The sequence below is a fragment of the Roseimicrobium gellanilyticum genome, from assembly GCF_003315205.1.
Lineage (GTDB): Bacteria > Verrucomicrobiota > Verrucomicrobiia > Verrucomicrobiales > Verrucomicrobiaceae > Roseimicrobium > Roseimicrobium gellanilyticum.
The window spans coordinates 884,862-900,091 of sequence record NZ_QNRR01000001.1 but is presented as its reverse complement, the minus strand read 5'-3'; the positions used below and the strand labels follow the sequence as shown (position 1 = coordinate 900,091).

The following is a 15,230-nucleotide window of genomic DNA, read 5'->3' as shown; positions in this document are numbered from 1 at the left end:
AGTCAGGTTCAGCAAATCCTATTCGCGTCGTGCCACGGCACCGCGTGCATGGATCGCCAGCCTCGTCCGGTTGCATGGTTGCAAGCATGAGTGACGTCAAACATCACCCACCCAGCACGGTCCCGATTCGCGTGATGACCTACAATGTCCACGCTTGCGTGGGCACGGATGGCCGGCTCGACGTGGAGCGCATCGCCACCGTCATCCGCATGTACAGCCCGGACATTGTGGCACTCCAGGAGCTGGATGTTGCACGACGTCGCAGTGGCGGCAGCCATCAGGCGAACCTCATCGCTGAGCATCTCGGCATGCAGGGTCATTTTCACCCCGCGTGGCATCCCCTGCCTGAGGAGCAATACGGGGACGCCATTCTTACCCCGTGGCCATTCCAATTAATCAAAGGTGGCAAGCTTCCCACCGCCGCCTCCCCCCTTGCCTTCGAGCCTCGTGGCGCCTTGTGGATCACCGTGAAGAAGGGAAACGCCGTGGTCCAGGTGATGAACACGCATCTCGGACTGAGTAATAGGGAGCGGCGCAATCAGGTGGATGCGCTTCTCAGCGAGGAGTGGCTGTCACATCCTGACTGCAGAAAACCTGCGATCTTTTGCGGGGACCTCAATGACATCCCGGTCTCACGCATCTATCGCAGGCTCTCGGCGAGGCTCACGGATGTACAGCGCGTGGGCAGTTTCTTCCGGGCCCGTCCCACCTTCCCTTCCCGGCTACCGCTGCTGAGACTGGACTACATCTTCGTGTCCCCGGACGTATCCGTGGAGTCCGTGGAGATTGGCCGTGTGCCTCCTGCACGCGTGGCTTCGGATCATCTTCCACTGATCGCTGACCTGCAGGTTCCCGTGTTACAATTGGGAGCGCAAGACGCATCCCAGCAGTCCCACGACCTTTTCCCCAAGGGGACGGGAGCGCCACTCCTGGAGGGCGACTCTTCGTGACCTGGCCTTGTCTCTCTCGAAGATATCCACGTGCTCCGCTGCAAAATCGCGATCGAGAATGTTGAGATTCGCCTCTTCATTCAGGCGCAGGGACCGGTTGTCGAGATTGCATGAGCCCACACACGACAAGTACTCGTCCACAATCATGTACTTGGGGTGGAATCGCGCGGGCTGGAATTCATAAAACTTGATGCCCGCCTCGATCATTCTCTTCCATCGCGCCCGTCCCACTTTGCGCACCAGCTGCCGATCCGTGTGTTCCCCAGGCACAATGATCTCAACGTCCACGTTGCGAGCCCGCGCCTCCACCAGCGTCTGCACAGTGAGGTCATCTGGAATGAAGTATGCATTCGCGATGCGGATCGTTCGCCGCGCCGCTGCGATCGCGAAGAGGAACAGCAGGCGCGCACTGTCCGCCCCTTCCGAGGATGAACTCTTGAACACCTGACAGTTCATCCCGTTCTTCTTCTCAATGTGTGGGAAGTAGTGATCTCCATGCAGCACGCAGGCACGCGTCTGAATCCAGTTGTCCATGAAAGCCTGCTGCATCTGCGCCACCACGGGACCTTCCACATGGTATTGGGTGTCCCTCCAGATGTTGGGCCGGTCACCATGGCCATCCCAATCGTCAGAAATGCCAACTCCGCCAATGAAGCCGGACTTTCCGTCAATGATGAGCAGCTTGCGGTGGGTGCGCTCGTTGAAACGGAGGTTGAAATAGCGAAAGACCTCCACCTCAACCCCCGCCTTTTTCATCACGCGAAACTCTTCTCCGTGGATGCAGTTGCAGCCCATCGCATCCTGAAGCACGTGCACCTTCACCCCGGCAAGCGAGCGCTCCGCAAAGGCGCCGGCAAACTGCCGTGTCACCCGGCCGCTGGTGAAGACGAAGTTTTCAAACGTCACGGAGTGCTTCGCCTGGCTGATGGCATGAAGCATCGCCGGAAAAATCTCTGCCCCGTCATTCAGAATCCGCACATCATTCCCATCCACGAAGGGCGGCCCCAGCATGTGGCTGATTGTACGTCGAAAAACCGGACTCTCCACCCCATAGTCCGTGACGATGGCGTGGGTGACCTTCTTTTCACTCTCAAAGAAGTTTCGCGCCAGCACCGTGGCAGCAAGACCGCTGACGAGTGCCGTGGTGAGGTGGGATCCACTTGAGGAGCGTTCTTTACCTTTGGTGTGTCGGGAGGCTGATCTCATACAAAGTCATCCGCGCTTCCCTGATCTCGCAGCCAGTCGTGCAATCGGCCTTCACCCCACCATTTTTCCATTGGGACACTACCCGGCAACGACATCTGCGGCTGGCTTCACGTTGAAAATTCTTTTCCCGGCCAATTTCGGAATCCTGCCCGATTCGGAGAAAACCAACAACCTTATGAAACTGTTACTCCTTGCCATTCCATTTCTCGCCGTGAGCTGTGCCAGCATGGACACCGGATATCCCAGTTCCGTCGCCATGGAGCGCGATGAGAAGCGCATCTTTGATGAGCCTTCACGTGCATCAGATGATCCCTCCTCCCCCTTGAGTGATGTCATGCTGCAGCGTGGCCGCGTGGGTCTCACTGCTGCCACATTTTAAAGGCTCGTGCACAATGCCTTTCACGGAATCACGAGTGTTACCATCGCGACGCATCCACCCCATGGCAAGGTCGCGATACGCCTAGGTAACCCAAACCAAAACGATCCCATGAAACTTAAAGCCATCTCCATCGCCTGCCTATCGCTTGCTGCAGCTTTCTTCGTGAGTGCAAAGGACCCAAGCTCGCTCAATGCATCTGATGAGAAATTCGTCAAGATGTCTGCCGAGAGCGGAATGACAGAAGTCAAAGTCGCGGAACTTGGCGCCCAGAAGGCCACGCGTGCTGAAGTGAAGGCGCTGGCAGAAACCATGATCAAGGACCACACCGCGCTCAACACCGAACTGCAAACGCTTGCCGGCAACAAGGGAGCCCAGCTCTCTGCCGTCATCGCTCCGAAAGGTGCTGACATGGTAAAGGACCTGGAAAAGTACAGCGGTGAAGAGTTCGACAAGCAATTCCTCGAAGCTCTGAAGGATGGACATGAGAAGTCTGTGAAGAACTTCAAAGATGCCGCCGAAAACGCGAAAGACGGTGATGTAAAGGCATTCGCCTCCAAGAACCTTCCCACGATTGAAGGACACCTGGAGCACATCAAACGTCTTCAGAAGTAACCGACCCTGATTCCCAACCCTGCCCGGTGTGCAATTGGAGAGCCGCATGGCTCGTCAGTTGCCCCGGGCAGAAAGTTTACCACTCTGATCCCATTCTTGTCATGCGCACTGAAGCAGAACCCATTGTCCGTGATACTGTGCCCAAACCCGGCAGCCCTGATCCCATCGAAGTGAGGGCAGCGGAGGTAGCCAAACGTCACGGCCACTCACGCGTCACCGACGAAGATCGCAAACTGGCCTACGATGAGTTGCGCCGCATGTCGCGCGATCAGTCTGTCGATGGAGAGGTTCATCACTAGCACCTGTTCGCTTTCCGGACCAGCCGCTACTCAACGCAGGCGTCTCCAATCCCAAGGAGGCACAGGATTGGGCTTTGCCCAGAGACCACGGCGATTTGCGCGTGCTTCCTGTTCGGCAGCAGCGAGGCCGGGATCATTGGAGTACGCGCGATACTGCCAGGCCATGCCCTGCCTGACCAGCTGCAAGTTCACGTCGATTCCATCGACGTAGAGATGCACAAGGGTCCGCTGATAGCGATCCTGTCCTGAGTCCGTGAAGGTAACCGCCTTACCCCGCACCATGGCAGCAAGGGCATCTCTTGCGGCATTTCCATAGTCCTGGCTCATTTCAGGCGCGTCGATACCCGACAGTCTTGCTTTGTGGGTCACTCCATCTGAGACGAGGGTGACAGTGTCCCCATCGCTCACTCTCACTACCCGATGCTGTGCTGCAGGCCGCGTGATGGATTCGAAACCCAGGTCCGCTGCCTCCGCCCCTCCGGGTGACGCCCTTTCAGGCCGGGTCGTCGTTGAGCCAGTGCATGCAGCAGACCACACGATGGTCAGCATCAGCATCAGGCGTACGACAGTCTTCTGAAGCATGGAAAAAAATATATGGATAGAAGTGACCTTACGGAAGGCGAATCTCCAGCCAACGTGAATCTGAGACCGCCGTCACGGCGCGAAGCGGGTCTTTAGAATCGACAGGCGGCACGAGCAACAATGAGCCTTTTCCAGCGACCACGCCCTCGAGATCGACACTGCCCTCCATCACCGCAATGCAGACAAAGTCCTCAGGAGTTTTCAAGGGCACACTTTCGCCCGCGAGGGCGTCAGCAGTGCAAACATCGAACCAGGGACATGAGGCAAGAGTGCCTTCCGGCCCCGACTCCTGAAGCGCAGGCTCGACATCCGCGAAGTCGATGCTGGCCAGGGACGCCGGCACATGCAGTTCCCTCGGTTTCCCATCGAGGCCGACGCGGTTCCAATCAAAGACGCGGTAGGTGGTGTCACTGTTCTGCTGGATTTCATACACCATCAGCCCGGCGCCAAGTGCGTGAAGACGACCGCTCTCCACGAACATGAACTGATCCTTCCGTGGACGGACCCGGTGCACCAATTCTGCGACCTGTCCTACGTCCAGCGCGCGCACAAAGTCATCGCGAGTGACGCCCGCGCGCAGGCCTGCATAGATGGTCGCCCGGGGACTCGCATCCATGACGTACCACATCTCCGTCTTTGGCTCCCCGCCGAGTCTGGCGGCAATGGAAGCCGGAGGGTGCACCTGAAGGGAAAGCACGTCCTCACAATCCAGCACCTTCAGCAGCATGGGAAAACGCTCTGCCGGATGATTCACGTAACGTCTGCCAAACACCCTCTCGCGATGCTGCGTCCAGAGGTCATGCAGACTCAGCCCCTCGTACACCCCGCCCATCACACGGCTCTGGTGCTCCACGCGATCGCAGAGCTCCCAGCTTTCCCCGTAGGGCTGGGCATCCGGCAGCTCGCGTCCCAGCACACTCTCCAGCCGTCGCCCCCCCCAGACGCGCGTCTGGTACAGGGGCTGGAAACGAAGCGGAGGCGTCATTGGCAGACAATGCGGCACACCATGGAGATGGGCGCTCTGCGCGCAACCGGTCACGCACGAATTTCAGCAATCCGATGACAATCGGAGGCTCACGATTGTCAGGCCTCGACGAGGAAGTCACCCCGGCGCATCCGGAACAAGACATATCCCACCAGGCTCAAAGCCCCTACGATCATCAATCGCCAGGCCCAGGCAGGCACGCGCCAGGAATCCGGCGTGCTGGTGAGAATGGGATCCGACGGCTTCGAGAATTTTCCCTCACGGTCCACGCCCATCACGCGCATTTCATACTGCTCCCCAGGTCGCAGTGCGAACAGGCGAATGCCAATCCTTTCATCTCCCACTTCAGCAGGCTTCCAGTTTTGATATCGCGTCCAGATTTTGACGAAGGAGTTGTATTCCTGATTGTAGGCCATGCTCGCCAGTTCCACGGTCCAGCCGGAAGGCATCACGGAGGGCTTCTCCCACGAAACCGTTATGGACGATGAATCACGCTCATTCACACCAAGACCACGCACCTTGTCGAGGTAAGGATTGATTGACCCCTTGGGCAATGGCATGCCGCTGGTGGCAAGAAGCGCAAGCATGGCCGATTGCATACGGGTCCTTTTGGGCAGCACCACTTCATCCTCTTCGGCGGGCGTCTCTGTATCAGGGGTCGAAGAAGCCACCGGGGCCGACGGAAATGCAGAAACGCGCGCCGGTTGCACTTCGGATACGGCAGGCTGCACCTTCGGCGTTGTAGCCGGCGTCTGCATCGAGCCGGACTGTGCCGAGGCCACGGTCTCCGAGGCCTTGGCCTCCTCCACTTCCACTTTCAGAGGCACCAGGATGCGGCCAGTCCCGCTCAAGAGTTCCACGTGCCCGGTTTGCGGACCGAGACGGTCGGTCTGGAAGGATACCTTGAAGACACGGCGCTGGCGGGGCTCGATGGTCACTGCACCACCCGCTCCCTCCAATGCGAAGGGGGTGATTGCCTTCGCCTCCACCACGAGTGATTCACCACCACGATTCTCCACCACCACCTCGCGGGTAGGCTTGTACCTGCCAGTGACCCTGCCGAAGTCGATCTCGCTCTCCGTGGGAGAGACAACTCTCATCGTCGCAGGAGTGGGCTTGGCATCGATATCCACCGTCGTGGATGAATCCCCCGATTTGATGGCCACCTTACCGGAGAACTTCTCCACATGATTCTCGGGCAGGTACAGGCGCACATCGACTCTGGAAGAAGGCGCCAGTTCCACCACCGAAGGTCCCTGAAGGCCCGGAGGGAGTGCCACCTCGGCTTTCACCGCCACATCCCGTGCATTCACGAGCGAGATCATGGCCGCCCTCTCCCCGGTGGTTTCCTTGAAGTCCAGATGAAGCCGGCTCGGGCTCACGGAAAAGGGCAATGCACTGTCCCCATACAAAATCACACGGCTGGAAGTGATCCCCGGCTGAATCACCATGTCCTGCCGGTACTCGCCCGCCTTGGTGGGTCGGAAGGTTACCAGGAACTCCTGAGTGGCGCCCACTGGCACACTCAAGGTTGCCGGACCGGACCAGGGCTCCTGCCAGTCCAGCGTCTTCTCGAGAGGCGAACTGCCCACGTTCCGCACGGTCACTCTCGACAGCTTCTCCTCACCCGCGAAGATTCTTCCGAAGGAGGGGTTCTCGATGACTTCGATTTTAGGTTCCATCCTCTGACCTACCAAGGTCACTGTGGCAGGAGCTGACCAGCTACTGTCCGCTACACGGCAGGCAAAGGTGAAATTATCCGCCAGGGAAGCTTGCGGCGAGCTGTGAGTATAGGTCACCACCGCCTTGCTGGAATCTGACACATGGGGCCGGATGGCCGAAAGCGTCCCATACTGGGGCGTCTGGCGAATGAGGAACTCCACCTGCCGGACCGTTCCCGAGGCAGCGCTCAACTCAATGTCGACAGACTGGCCTGCCACAAACCGCATGGCCACTGGACGCGCCTCTGGAAGGTAGGCAGGCTCGGGACGCTTCTTGTCGTCCTTGTCCCGACGCTCCTTCTCTTTTTCCTTCTTCGAGACACCCGTGGCCAGGTCAGCCGTCAGGGACCCGCACGAGAGGATGAGGACGAGGCTCAAGCCCGCCACACGTGTGACGGGACGCCAGAAGTTCATGCTGGGCACGGAGAATGACATGCGGATCGGGGGTATCCTCCCAAGAATACGGGAAAACACTGTGACAGATCTTCAGGAGATCGGCAAGCCATACCCGCTGAGGCGGCGCCTCAGAAAGTCAAGAGCCGTCTGGCTGGTGAGGATTTTGAACCGCTCCCGCTCACCACTGAACCACCGCTTCCGCACCTCCACGGGCTGCCCCTTGGACGCGAGTGCGATGAAAACGGTGCCCGTGGGCTTCTCCGGGGTACCGCCTGTGGGCCCGGCAATCCCCGTCACCGCCACGGCATGGTCCGCCCCGCTCACGCGCAGGCAGCCTTCAGCCATCGCGGCCGCCACTGGCTCACTCACCGCTCCGTGAGCCGCGATCAGCTCTGGGGGAACGCCCAGATGAAGGGTTTTTGCCTCGTTGGCATAGGTTACAAAGCCGTGACCAAGCACCCTCGAGGCACCGCTCACATTCGTCAGCCGGTCAGCGATCCGTCCGCCGGTACAGCTCTCAGCCGTGGCCACCCATTGCCCTCGTTCCGAGAGCATTGCGACACACACCTCCTCGACCAGGCGGCGATCATCGGAGATGAGATACTCTCCCAGCGCCTCCCGGCAAAACACCCCGGCCCGCTCAATCGCCCCGGCAGGTCCGCTGAGACGTACGTCCACGTCTCCTTTTCCGAGACAGTAGCCAATCTCCAGGCCTCCGATGGCTTCCAGGCCATTCTGAAGCGCCATGGAAATGTCTGACTCACCAAGGCCAGTGAACTTGAAATACCGGCACACCCGGTCCTCACCACCCGGCAGCATCTCGCGCAGCCGGGGAATGACCTCATGCTCCATCATCGGCTTGAGCTCGCGAGGAGGCCCTGGAAGGAGAAACACGGCGCAGCTGAGCCCCCGGCTTTCCCCCAACGCCGCGGGAAGAAACACACCCGGCGCCGTGCCGTGCTTGTTGGGCAGCGTGATGCCGCCATGCGGGACCATGGCCTGCCGCTTGTTGTGTTCATTCACGGGCTTGCCTCGCTGGGCGAAGAATTCCGTCAGCTCCTTCAGAACGGCATCACTGACATCAATGGCCAGCCCGAGCACTGCGGACGCCGCTTCTCTCGAAACATCATCGGAGGTTGGTCCCAACCCACCCGTGACAATCACCACATCCGAGCGGCGGCAGGCTTCGCCGAGGGCATCCTGAATGGCCATGCCATCCGGCACCACCGTAGCACGCTCCACGGAGAGGCCCAGCTCGGCGAGCTTCTGCCCCAGCCAGGCCGCGTTGGTATTGATCACGTCACCAATCAGCAGCTCCGTGCCGGTGTTGATGAGCTCAATCTTCATTTGGCCTTCGTCGCCTTCTTGCTCGCAGCTTTCTTGGTTGTTGCCTTCTTGGCAGTGGTCTTCTTCGCCGCGGCAGCAGGAAGTGTGGGACTCCACGACACCACGGGGGCATCGCTCCACAGATCCTCGAGCGCGTAAAAGTCGCGCTTGTCCTTGTGGAAGACGTGAATCATCACGTCCCCGTAGTGCAGGATGAGCCACAGGCTTTCCAGATTGCGATCCCCGGCGAGAGGACGCGCATGGTGCTCCGTCTTGAACTGGTACTCGATCTCGTCACGCACGGCGCGCAATTGCGGCATGGAGGTCACGCTGCAAATCACGAAGTAGTCCGTCACAGGCGAGATGCCGCGCACGTCCATGATCACGATGTCCTCCGCCTTCTTGTCATCCGCGTAGTTCGCGGCGGCCTTTGCCATCGCTTCGCCTTCGAATTTGGAGGGAGCCGCCGCCACCGGCTTGGCGGCCTTCTTGCTTGCTGCTTTCTTTGCCATCAGTGAGTTTGAGAAAAAATGAATGGGCCGGGCCCTTGCTGGCCTATTTGTCGCAGAGAAACCCACCGGGCGTCCAGTGGTTTCTCTGGTGAGATTGCGTCAGGGATACATCAGGTACGCCTGCCGTTTGGAGCGGAATCCCTGCTCAAACCCCTTCCAGGAGGAAACGATGCGCTGCGGTGGCACCCCGCGCATGAGGTCGCGGCGGAGGGAATCGCTGCCGTACACCTTGTTGAAAAGGTTGATCTGGGAGGCGGACATCCTGCCCAGCACGCGACCCCGCGTCTGGCGGTTCAGCTCGGCGAGCATGTACACATCCAGGGCGGTGAGATTTGCCGGGGTGCGCGGATCGATGGCCAGTCTCGCGCCGCCGAAGCCATTCTTGCTGTACGGGGTGAAGCGCACCCCAGGGAAGCCCAGCCGCTGGCAGTAGCCGCAGAAGGAGGCCCCATTCACGCCACTGCCCCCTGCGTAGCCGAAGGGATTCTCCGTACCGATGCCCACGTCCACCGCCGCTGCACCACCGAGGATGCCCGTGGTCACGTAATACACCGGCGAGGTGGAGTGCGGGATGTTCGGCGAGGTGCGGTGCCAGCGCAGACCGGTGTTGTCCCACAGCATGCCGCGGTTCCAGCCTGTCATTTTCACCACCCGCAGCGCGGGACGGCGGTTCACCCATCCCTGGCCCAGCGTCATCATCGCGAGTTCGCCCGCTGTCATGCCGTGGACGTAGGGCACATTCACCTGGCTCACGAAGGACTTCCACCGCGACTCCACTGGAGGTCCCTCAACACGGATGCCTCCGAGGGGATTGGGACGATCCAGCACCACAAATTCCTTCCCGTTCTCGCCGCATGCCTCCATCGCCAGCACCATGGTGGAGATGTAGGTGTAGCTGCGCGAGCCGATGTCCTGCAGGTCAAACACCAGCACATCGATCGGTGCCAGCATGGAAGGCGTGGGCTTGCGTGTGTCACCATAGAGCGAGTACACCGGCAGTCCCGTCTGCCGATCACGCACATTCCGCACATGCACCCCGGCCTTGATGGTGCCATCGATGCCATGCTCCGGCGCATACAGCGCCACCAGATTCACGCCACCGCGTTTCATCGCCGCGCGCGTGGTGAGACCACCGGCCGTCATGCTCGTCTGATTGCAGATCAGGCCGACTCTCTTGCCACGCAGCAGATCCCAGTTGTTTCCCGCGAGCACGTCGACACCCAAGCGGAAGGGACCGCCATTCACGGGTCCATGCACCTGCGGCTTGGGCGTGGTACAACTGGCCAGCATCAGCGTGGCAGCCACGCCGAGGATGAGGGTTCGGAGGTTCATCGCCCTCCATCGCCGGAAAGGGTTCCAATTGCAAGCGAGGGAGGGTTCAGGAAACCAAGCTCACGCAGCCCATCGTGGAAAAAAACGTGCGCTACAAGCCCACAAGATCGTATCATTCGGCGAAGCCATGAATACATCGAGTTCCCATGTCACCGGCAGAAGACTCGCCAAGACTGGCGCATGGATGCAGCTGGCCACACTGATTGGCCTGGCTAGCACGGTCATCGGGATGACCAGGGCCTTTGAGACTCTGGGAACCGCAGGTGTGGCGGACCCCAGCGGACTGAGTGCAGCCATCGGGCATGTGCTGTGGAGCACCGCTGCGGGCCTTGGAATCGCTGCCATCGGAGCCATCCTGATGGGCGTTGCTGTCCTCGCCACCTCCTATCGCGAAAAGTGGCTCTTCTGGTTTCTCATTGTCGAGGGTGTGATTTGGGGTGCGCCGTTGTTTCCGATTGGCCTGTTCCTCCTCGCGGTCGCGCTCCTCAAGCGGCACGAATTTTTCCCGGTAAAGCTGGATGGCACGACCTCGCCTGCGTGAGAACATTGCGAGGAGAAAATTCAGCGCTAGAGATTGGCCGCACCTACCAGTGCCCCCTTTTCCATGCGACCACCTCTTCCCGGCAACGCCTCCAACTCCTTGATGCAGGGAGTGAAGGCCACGCTCATCAGTTCCGGCATCGGTCTGCTGCTCCTCCTGATTTTCATCGTGGTGCTCTGGAAGAACGAAGGCCGGGCCATCCGGACGGCTCGAGGGCTCGCTGAGGGAGTGTCCATCGTCGTCCCTGTCGACGCTGCGAAGGTCGACGCTCAGAACGACTCCAAGCTGGTGCATCTCTCCGGCAATGCGGTCACGAAAGCGCCTCTCGAAGACCTCGCCTTTGGCATCAAGCAGCCTGCGCTGCGCCTTATGCGCAAGGTGCAGATGTACCAGTGGAAAGAGAAGTCCGAGACCTCCTACCAAAGCAATGAAAGCGGTCGCAACGGCACCACGGTATACACGTACGACAAAGTCTGGGACGAGACCCCCATCAACTCAACCTCCTTCAACCAGCCCCTCAATCACACGAATCCGACCACCTGGCGATTCTCTGGCGAGAGCTGGACGGCAAAAGATGCCGCCATCGGCGCCTTTCATCTTCCCGAAGGCCTGGTGGTGAAGCTCGGCGAGGGCCTTGCGCTGCCAGTGGGCGAAAACTCCTACACCTTCACGGAACCCAATCCTCCGCAGTTGCAAGATGGAGGCCTATACTTCGGTGCCAATCCGCAGATGCCCCAGATCGGTGACCTCAAGGTGACGTGGCAGATCCTCAAGCCCGGTCCCTATAGCATCGTCGGACGCCAGTCCGGCACTTCCATCACACCTTATCCCACCAAAGCAGGCACCTTCATCGAGCTGGTAGCCTCCGGACATGTGGCTGCGCATGCCATGTTCGACCGCGCGGTGAAAGAGAACATCGCCTTCACCTGGGCCATCCGCCTCGTGGGAACCATTTTTGTCTTCGTAGGCATCCGACTCCTCTTCAATCCGCTTGCCTCTTTGGGCCGCGCTGTTCCCTTCATCAGCCGGCTGCTGTCTACGGGCGTGACACTCTTCAGCGCCGTGCTCGCCGTGATGCTTTCTTTGCTGGTCATCGGCACTGCATGGTTCGCCTACCGTCCGCTGCTCACCATCGCGCTGCTGTTCATCATCGCGGTGATCGGTATTGGCTGGGGCATGAAGTACCGTAAGACGGCCGTGGGCTGAGCACGGCCGCTGCCCCCGGACGAATCGACTCAGCGCGTCGCCGCAGGCTTCTTCACCGGCGTACTCGGCCCGGAGGAAATACCCAGCTTGAAAGGCTTGGCCGGCTGCTTGCCCAGAAGCTGGAGATCAAACCACTCCGTCATGCGTGCGGTGTCCCCCGTCATCTCCTGCCAGCCACCGTGACCGGCGCCTTCGCGGATGAAGATCTCACACGGCGTCCCCACCTCACCGCACTTCTTGAAGAAGCGATGCGCCTGCGTGATCGACACCTGCGGATCCGCATCACCATGCACGATGAAGATGGGTGGCTGTCCCTTGTGCACCCAGTAGATGGGTGAGAGATCCTTCCCCAAGGCCTCCCTGCCTTCAGGTGTCGAGCATTTCGGACCGAAGGCACCCGCATAGTCGGCGAGTTTGCCAATGCCCACCGCATTGTCGCCATCCTCGAACCAGTTCAGATAATCCGTGGGAGGGTAGAAACAAGCCACGGCATTCACCGAGCTGCTTTCACGGTCAACTGGGTCTTCTGCCTTCAGGTTGCCAGCACCACCGCGCGTCGCCAGCATGAGGCTGAGATGCCCACCTGCGCTGCTGCCAGTGACGCCAAGTTTGTTGGGGTCCACACCGTACTGCGCGGCATTGGCGCGGATGAATCTCACCGCGCGATTCAGGTCCGCCACGATTTCCTCCACCTGGAAACGCGGCTGCGTGCCATGCACCACCACGAAGGTCGTGTATCCCGCCTGGGGCCAACCACCATCGCTGATGCCCTTGTGGTTCGACTTCCATCCGCCACTGATGATCTTGATGATGCCCGCACCATTCGGTTTCTCCGGTTTGAAGACATCCATGGTCAGCGCCACACCATCGTGCTTTGTGTAGATGACATCACGAATGCGCTCGACTTCCTGCGCGCTGATCTGGGCCAGGCCCAGCGTGATGATGGAAAGGGAAAGGAAGAACCGGGGAATGATGTTCATGAAACTTGAGAAACTCAGCATGGAGGAGTGAAACTATTGAGGATTGTCAAAAACGCCCTGTTCCCGGAGGAATTGCAACTGTCTCACGATTTGACGATCTCTGAGCACCACCGTGGCCTTCGCATCGCGCTCCTTCCAATCGTAGAACCCCCGGCCCGCATCCATTCCGGTCTCACCGCCTTTCAATCGTGAGCTCAGGGCATCCGAGGGCACGGCATTCGTGGCAAGATGTGGGAAGAGATACGACTCGACCCGGTGCACGAGACCGACTCCCACCAGATCGATATTTTCCATCGGCCCCAGCGCAGGCAGGCGCAGGGCAAAGGTCCACTTCACCACGCGGTCGATGTCCTCCGCGGAGCACACCCCGGCATCCACCATGGCCAGGGCCTCACGCCACATGGCATGCATGAGACGATTCCCCACGAAGCCAGGTACATCCGCACACTTCACGGGAATCTTGCCCACACTCTTCATCAGAGCCATGGCGCGCTCCACCTGCATGCCTGGAGTGTCCTTTCCTCCAATGATCTCCACCACCGGAATCAGATGAGGTGGATTCCAGAAATGTGCTCCCACGAGCACCGGTTCCATGCCGCTGCCGGCAGCCATGTCCGAGATGCAAAGAGCGCTCGTGCACGTCATCACCAGAGCATCACGCTGGCGGCAGCTCTTCAGTTGTTTCAGGAGATCCATCTTCTCCCCCATGTCCTCCACCACACATTCCAACACCGCATCCGACGTGGCATCCACTTCCACGAGAGAAGGCTCCAGATGCAACTCGCCACCACTGCCATCTACGGTTCCGAAATGCTCATCCAGGAAAGACTCCACGGCGTCCAATGCGACCTTGGATTCACGAAGCTTCTCCTCGCGCCGAGCCCACAGCCTCACTTCGAATCCAGCCCTGCGAAACATCACCGCTGCTGCGGCGCCCATCTGACCTGCGCCCAGGATGCCAATGCGCTTGATGTCTGCCGGGATTGTTGATGAAGAGGAGAGAGAGGATTCCGTCATGCGCGCGACCCTAGCCAGCGCAGCCGCTTTGTATAGGCAGCGTGTGGGCGGAGGCTGACTTCACAACTTCGCCCCACACGATTCACGCACCACCAGCGGACACTCCAGCAGGATGTCACGCACGGGCATGTCCGGCCGGGCTGTTCGCTCCAGCATGGCCGTCATCGCCGCCATGCCAATCTCACGACAAGGCTGGTGCATCGTGGTGAGCGGCACGGGCAACAAGGTGGCGTAGCCCACGTCATCGATCCCCGCGAGCCGCACATCCGTGGGAACACCCCGTCCACATGCCGCCAGCCCCTGCATCAAGCGACCCGCCGTGCGGTCATTCCCACAAACGATCGCGTCCACCTCCAGCGACTTCGCAACTTCCGTGGCGGCTTCGACGGAGTCACCCTCCAGCTCACGCACCAGTTCAGGCTCCGGCAGCACACCGCGCATGAGCAATGCCTCCCGATACCCCGCCAGCCTCTCGCCAATGGTGGAGGGTGAATGAGGATAGCTCACGAACGCAATGCGCCGCGCTCCCAGCCCAAGCAGGTGCGCAGTGATGCGGAATCCCGCACGGCGGTTGTCGATGCCCACCAGATCATGGCGGCTGCGCTGGGGGTACGGCAGGTGATCGCGGTCAATCAACACGACCGGAATGCCGGCCTGATCGAACGCAGCCATGATGCGCACATTGGTGTCATCATCGGGCGACAGGCGCTCCAATGGCGCAAAGAACACGCCAGCCACACGTCGCGAGACATACTGCTGACAGAGCTGCAAAGCGCGGCCCTGCCTGCTCATGTCCCCCGCCACAGCCATACCTGTCCCCTGCCCCCAGATGAGCACGTGATTGGAGGCTTGGGGCGCATCCGCCATCCCATGGCAAATCGGCTCAAAGATTTCTGTGCGGCCAAAGTCGGGGATCAGCAGCCCAAACGACATCCCCTGCCCGCTCTCACCGCGCACATACGTACCCGAGCCCGCCTTGCGATCTACCAGCCGCCGCTGCTGTAGCTCACGCACCGCGCGTCCAACCGTAATCCGAGAAGCCCCAAACCGCTTCACAAGCTCCGCCTCGCTGGGTAGACGCTGACCCGGCTGGTATTTCCCAGTCAGAATCTCCTGGCGAAGAGTATCAAAAACTTGCCGGTATTTGGCCGGAGTTGAGAGCGGAAGCACAGCTGGCACAGCCAAA

At 60.1% G+C, this 15,230-nt stretch carries 16 protein-coding genes; 6 read left to right on the top strand and 10 right to left on the bottom strand.

Annotated elements, in window-relative coordinates:
- Positions 1–86 precede the first annotated feature (86 nt).
- Positions 87–950 carry an endonuclease/exonuclease/phosphatase family protein gene (locus DES53_RS03675; RefSeq protein WP_113956828.1) on the top strand — a complete coding sequence of 288 codons (864 nt, stop codon included), beginning with the start codon at positions 87–89 and terminating at the stop codon, positions 948–950.
- Here DES53_RS03675 and DES53_RS03670 read toward each other — a convergent pair.
- The gene (locus DES53_RS03670) at positions 858–2,156 is read right to left on the bottom strand and encodes a phospholipase D-like domain-containing protein (protein ID WP_113956827.1); all 1,299 of its coding nucleotides are present in this window, start codon (positions 2,154–2,156) and stop codon (positions 858–860) included. The genes DES53_RS03675 and DES53_RS03670 overlap by 93 nt on opposite strands.
- A 175-nt stretch (positions 2,157–2,331) precedes the next feature.
- On the opposite strand from DES53_RS03670, the gene DES53_RS03665 reads away from it, so the two are divergent.
- From DES53_RS03665 to DES53_RS03655, 3 genes are all read left to right on the top strand, one after another.
- Positions 2,332–2,535 carry a hypothetical protein gene (locus DES53_RS03665; RefSeq protein WP_147263197.1) on the top strand — a complete coding sequence of 68 codons (204 nt, stop codon included), beginning with the start codon at positions 2,332–2,334 and terminating at the stop codon, positions 2,533–2,535.
- A gap of 108 nt (positions 2,536–2,643) precedes the next feature.
- A complete protein-coding gene (locus DES53_RS03660) occupies positions 2,644–3,147 on the top strand; it encodes a DUF4142 domain-containing protein (RefSeq protein ID WP_113956825.1) in 504 nt (167 codons plus the stop codon).
- 101 nt (positions 3,148–3,248) lie between these two features.
- A complete protein-coding gene (locus DES53_RS03655) occupies positions 3,249–3,446 on the top strand; it encodes a hypothetical protein (RefSeq protein ID WP_113956824.1) in 198 nt (65 codons plus the stop codon).
- Between the two features lie 30 nt (positions 3,447–3,476).
- On the opposite strand, the gene DES53_RS03650 is transcribed toward DES53_RS03655, so the two are convergent.
- From DES53_RS03650 to DES53_RS03625, 6 genes are all read right to left on the bottom strand, one after another.
- Positions 3,477–4,028 carry a thermonuclease family protein gene (locus tag DES53_RS03650; RefSeq protein WP_113956823.1) on the bottom strand — a complete coding sequence of 184 codons (552 nt, stop codon included), beginning with the start codon at positions 4,026–4,028 and terminating at the stop codon, positions 3,477–3,479.
- A 28-nt stretch (positions 4,029–4,056) separates the two neighbouring features.
- Positions 4,057–5,013: a type I phosphomannose isomerase catalytic subunit gene (locus tag DES53_RS03645; RefSeq protein WP_113956822.1), complete on the bottom strand. Its 957-nt coding sequence runs from the start codon at positions 5,011–5,013 to the stop codon at positions 4,057–4,059.
- 98 nt (positions 5,014–5,111) lie between these two features.
- The gene (locus DES53_RS03640) at positions 5,112–7,169 is read right to left on the bottom strand and encodes a fibronectin type III domain-containing protein (protein ID WP_113956821.1); all 2,058 of its coding nucleotides are present in this window, start codon (positions 7,167–7,169) and stop codon (positions 5,112–5,114) included.
- Positions 7,170–7,220: 51 nt separating this feature from the next.
- A complete protein-coding gene (locus DES53_RS03635; RefSeq protein ID WP_113956820.1) occupies positions 7,221–8,477 on the bottom strand; it encodes a competence/damage-inducible protein A in 1,257 nt (418 codons plus the stop codon).
- A complete protein-coding gene (gene rsfS, locus DES53_RS03630) occupies positions 8,474–8,968 on the bottom strand; it encodes a ribosome silencing factor (protein ID WP_245958080.1) in 495 nt (164 codons plus the stop codon). The genes DES53_RS03635 and rsfS overlap by 4 nt, the downstream gene beginning before the upstream one ends.
- Positions 8,969–9,067: 99 nt before the next feature.
- On the bottom strand, positions 9,068–10,300 hold the full coding sequence (locus tag DES53_RS03625) for an exo-beta-N-acetylmuramidase NamZ family protein (RefSeq protein WP_113956819.1): 1,233 nt from the start codon (positions 10,298–10,300) through the stop codon (positions 9,068–9,070).
- A gap of 127 nt (positions 10,301–10,427) precedes the next feature.
- Here DES53_RS03625 and DES53_RS03620 point away from each other — a divergent pair, with 127 nt between their 5' ends.
- Complete coding sequence (locus tag DES53_RS03620; RefSeq protein WP_245958079.1) at positions 10,428–10,841, top strand: MotA/TolQ/ExbB proton channel family protein; 414 nt, start codon at positions 10,428–10,430, stop codon at positions 10,839–10,841.
- A gap of 63 nt (positions 10,842–10,904) precedes the next feature.
- On the top strand, positions 10,905–12,047 hold the full coding sequence (locus tag DES53_RS03615; RefSeq protein ID WP_113956817.1) for a TMEM43 family protein: 1,143 nt from the start codon (positions 10,905–10,907) through the stop codon (positions 12,045–12,047).
- Positions 12,048–12,076: 29 nt separating this feature from the next.
- On the opposite strand, the gene DES53_RS03610 is transcribed toward DES53_RS03615, so the two are convergent.
- Genes DES53_RS03610 through DES53_RS03600 form a run of 3 tightly spaced genes read right to left on the bottom strand, consistent with a single transcriptional unit; the run spans position 12,077 to position 15,214 of the window.
- Positions 12,077–13,027, bottom strand: a complete 951-nt coding sequence (locus DES53_RS03610; protein ID WP_113957188.1) for an alpha/beta hydrolase — start codon at positions 13,025–13,027, stop codon at positions 12,077–12,079.
- Between the two features lie 33 nt (positions 13,028–13,060).
- Positions 13,061–14,044, bottom strand: a complete 984-nt coding sequence (locus DES53_RS03605; RefSeq protein WP_113956816.1) for a 3-hydroxyacyl-CoA dehydrogenase family protein — start codon at positions 14,042–14,044, stop codon at positions 13,061–13,063.
- Between the two features lie 60 nt (positions 14,045–14,104).
- Positions 14,105–15,214: a GntR family transcriptional regulator gene (locus DES53_RS03600; RefSeq protein WP_113957187.1), complete on the bottom strand. Its 1,110-nt coding sequence runs from the start codon at positions 15,212–15,214 to the stop codon at positions 14,105–14,107.
- Positions 15,215–15,230 lie beyond the last annotated feature (16 nt).

Coding starts and splice junctions, on each gene's coding strand:
- DES53_RS03605 (WP_113956816.1), bottom strand. CDS start 14,044: ATGACGGAATCCTCTCTCTCCTCTTCATCAACAATCCCGGCAGACATC.
- rsfS (WP_245958080.1), bottom strand. CDS start 8,968: ATGGCAAAGAAAGCAGCAAGCAAGAAGGCCGCCAAGCCGGTGGCGGCG.
- DES53_RS03660 (WP_113956825.1), top strand. CDS start 2,644: ATGAAACTTAAAGCCATCTCCATCGCCTGCCTATCGCTTGCTGCAGCT.
- DES53_RS03620 (WP_245958079.1), top strand. CDS start 10,428: ATGAATACATCGAGTTCCCATGTCACCGGCAGAAGACTCGCCAAGACT.
- DES53_RS03635 (WP_113956820.1), bottom strand. CDS start 8,477: ATGAAGATTGAGCTCATCAACACCGGCACGGAGCTGCTGATTGGTGAC.
- DES53_RS03610 (WP_113957188.1), bottom strand. CDS start 13,027: ATGAACATCATTCCCCGGTTCTTCCTTTCCCTTTCCATCATCACGCTG.
- DES53_RS03670 (WP_113956827.1), bottom strand. CDS start 2,156: ATGAGATCAGCCTCCCGACACACCAAAGGTAAAGAACGCTCCTCAAGT.
- DES53_RS03625 (WP_113956819.1), bottom strand. CDS start 10,300: ATGAACCTCCGAACCCTCATCCTCGGCGTGGCTGCCACGCTGATGCTG.
- DES53_RS03615 (WP_113956817.1), top strand. CDS start 10,905: ATGCGACCACCTCTTCCCGGCAACGCCTCCAACTCCTTGATGCAGGGA.
- DES53_RS03665 (WP_147263197.1), top strand. CDS start 2,332: ATGAAACTGTTACTCCTTGCCATTCCATTTCTCGCCGTGAGCTGTGCC.
- DES53_RS03640 (WP_113956821.1), bottom strand. CDS start 7,169: ATGTCATTCTCCGTGCCCAGCATGAACTTCTGGCGTCCCGTCACACGT.
- DES53_RS03655 (WP_113956824.1), top strand. CDS start 3,249: ATGCGCACTGAAGCAGAACCCATTGTCCGTGATACTGTGCCCAAACCC.
- DES53_RS03675 (WP_113956828.1), top strand. CDS start 87: ATGAGTGACGTCAAACATCACCCACCCAGCACGGTCCCGATTCGCGTG.
- DES53_RS03650 (WP_113956823.1), bottom strand. CDS start 4,028: ATGCTTCAGAAGACTGTCGTACGCCTGATGCTGATGCTGACCATCGTG.
- DES53_RS03645 (WP_113956822.1), bottom strand. CDS start 5,013: ATGACGCCTCCGCTTCGTTTCCAGCCCCTGTACCAGACGCGCGTCTGG.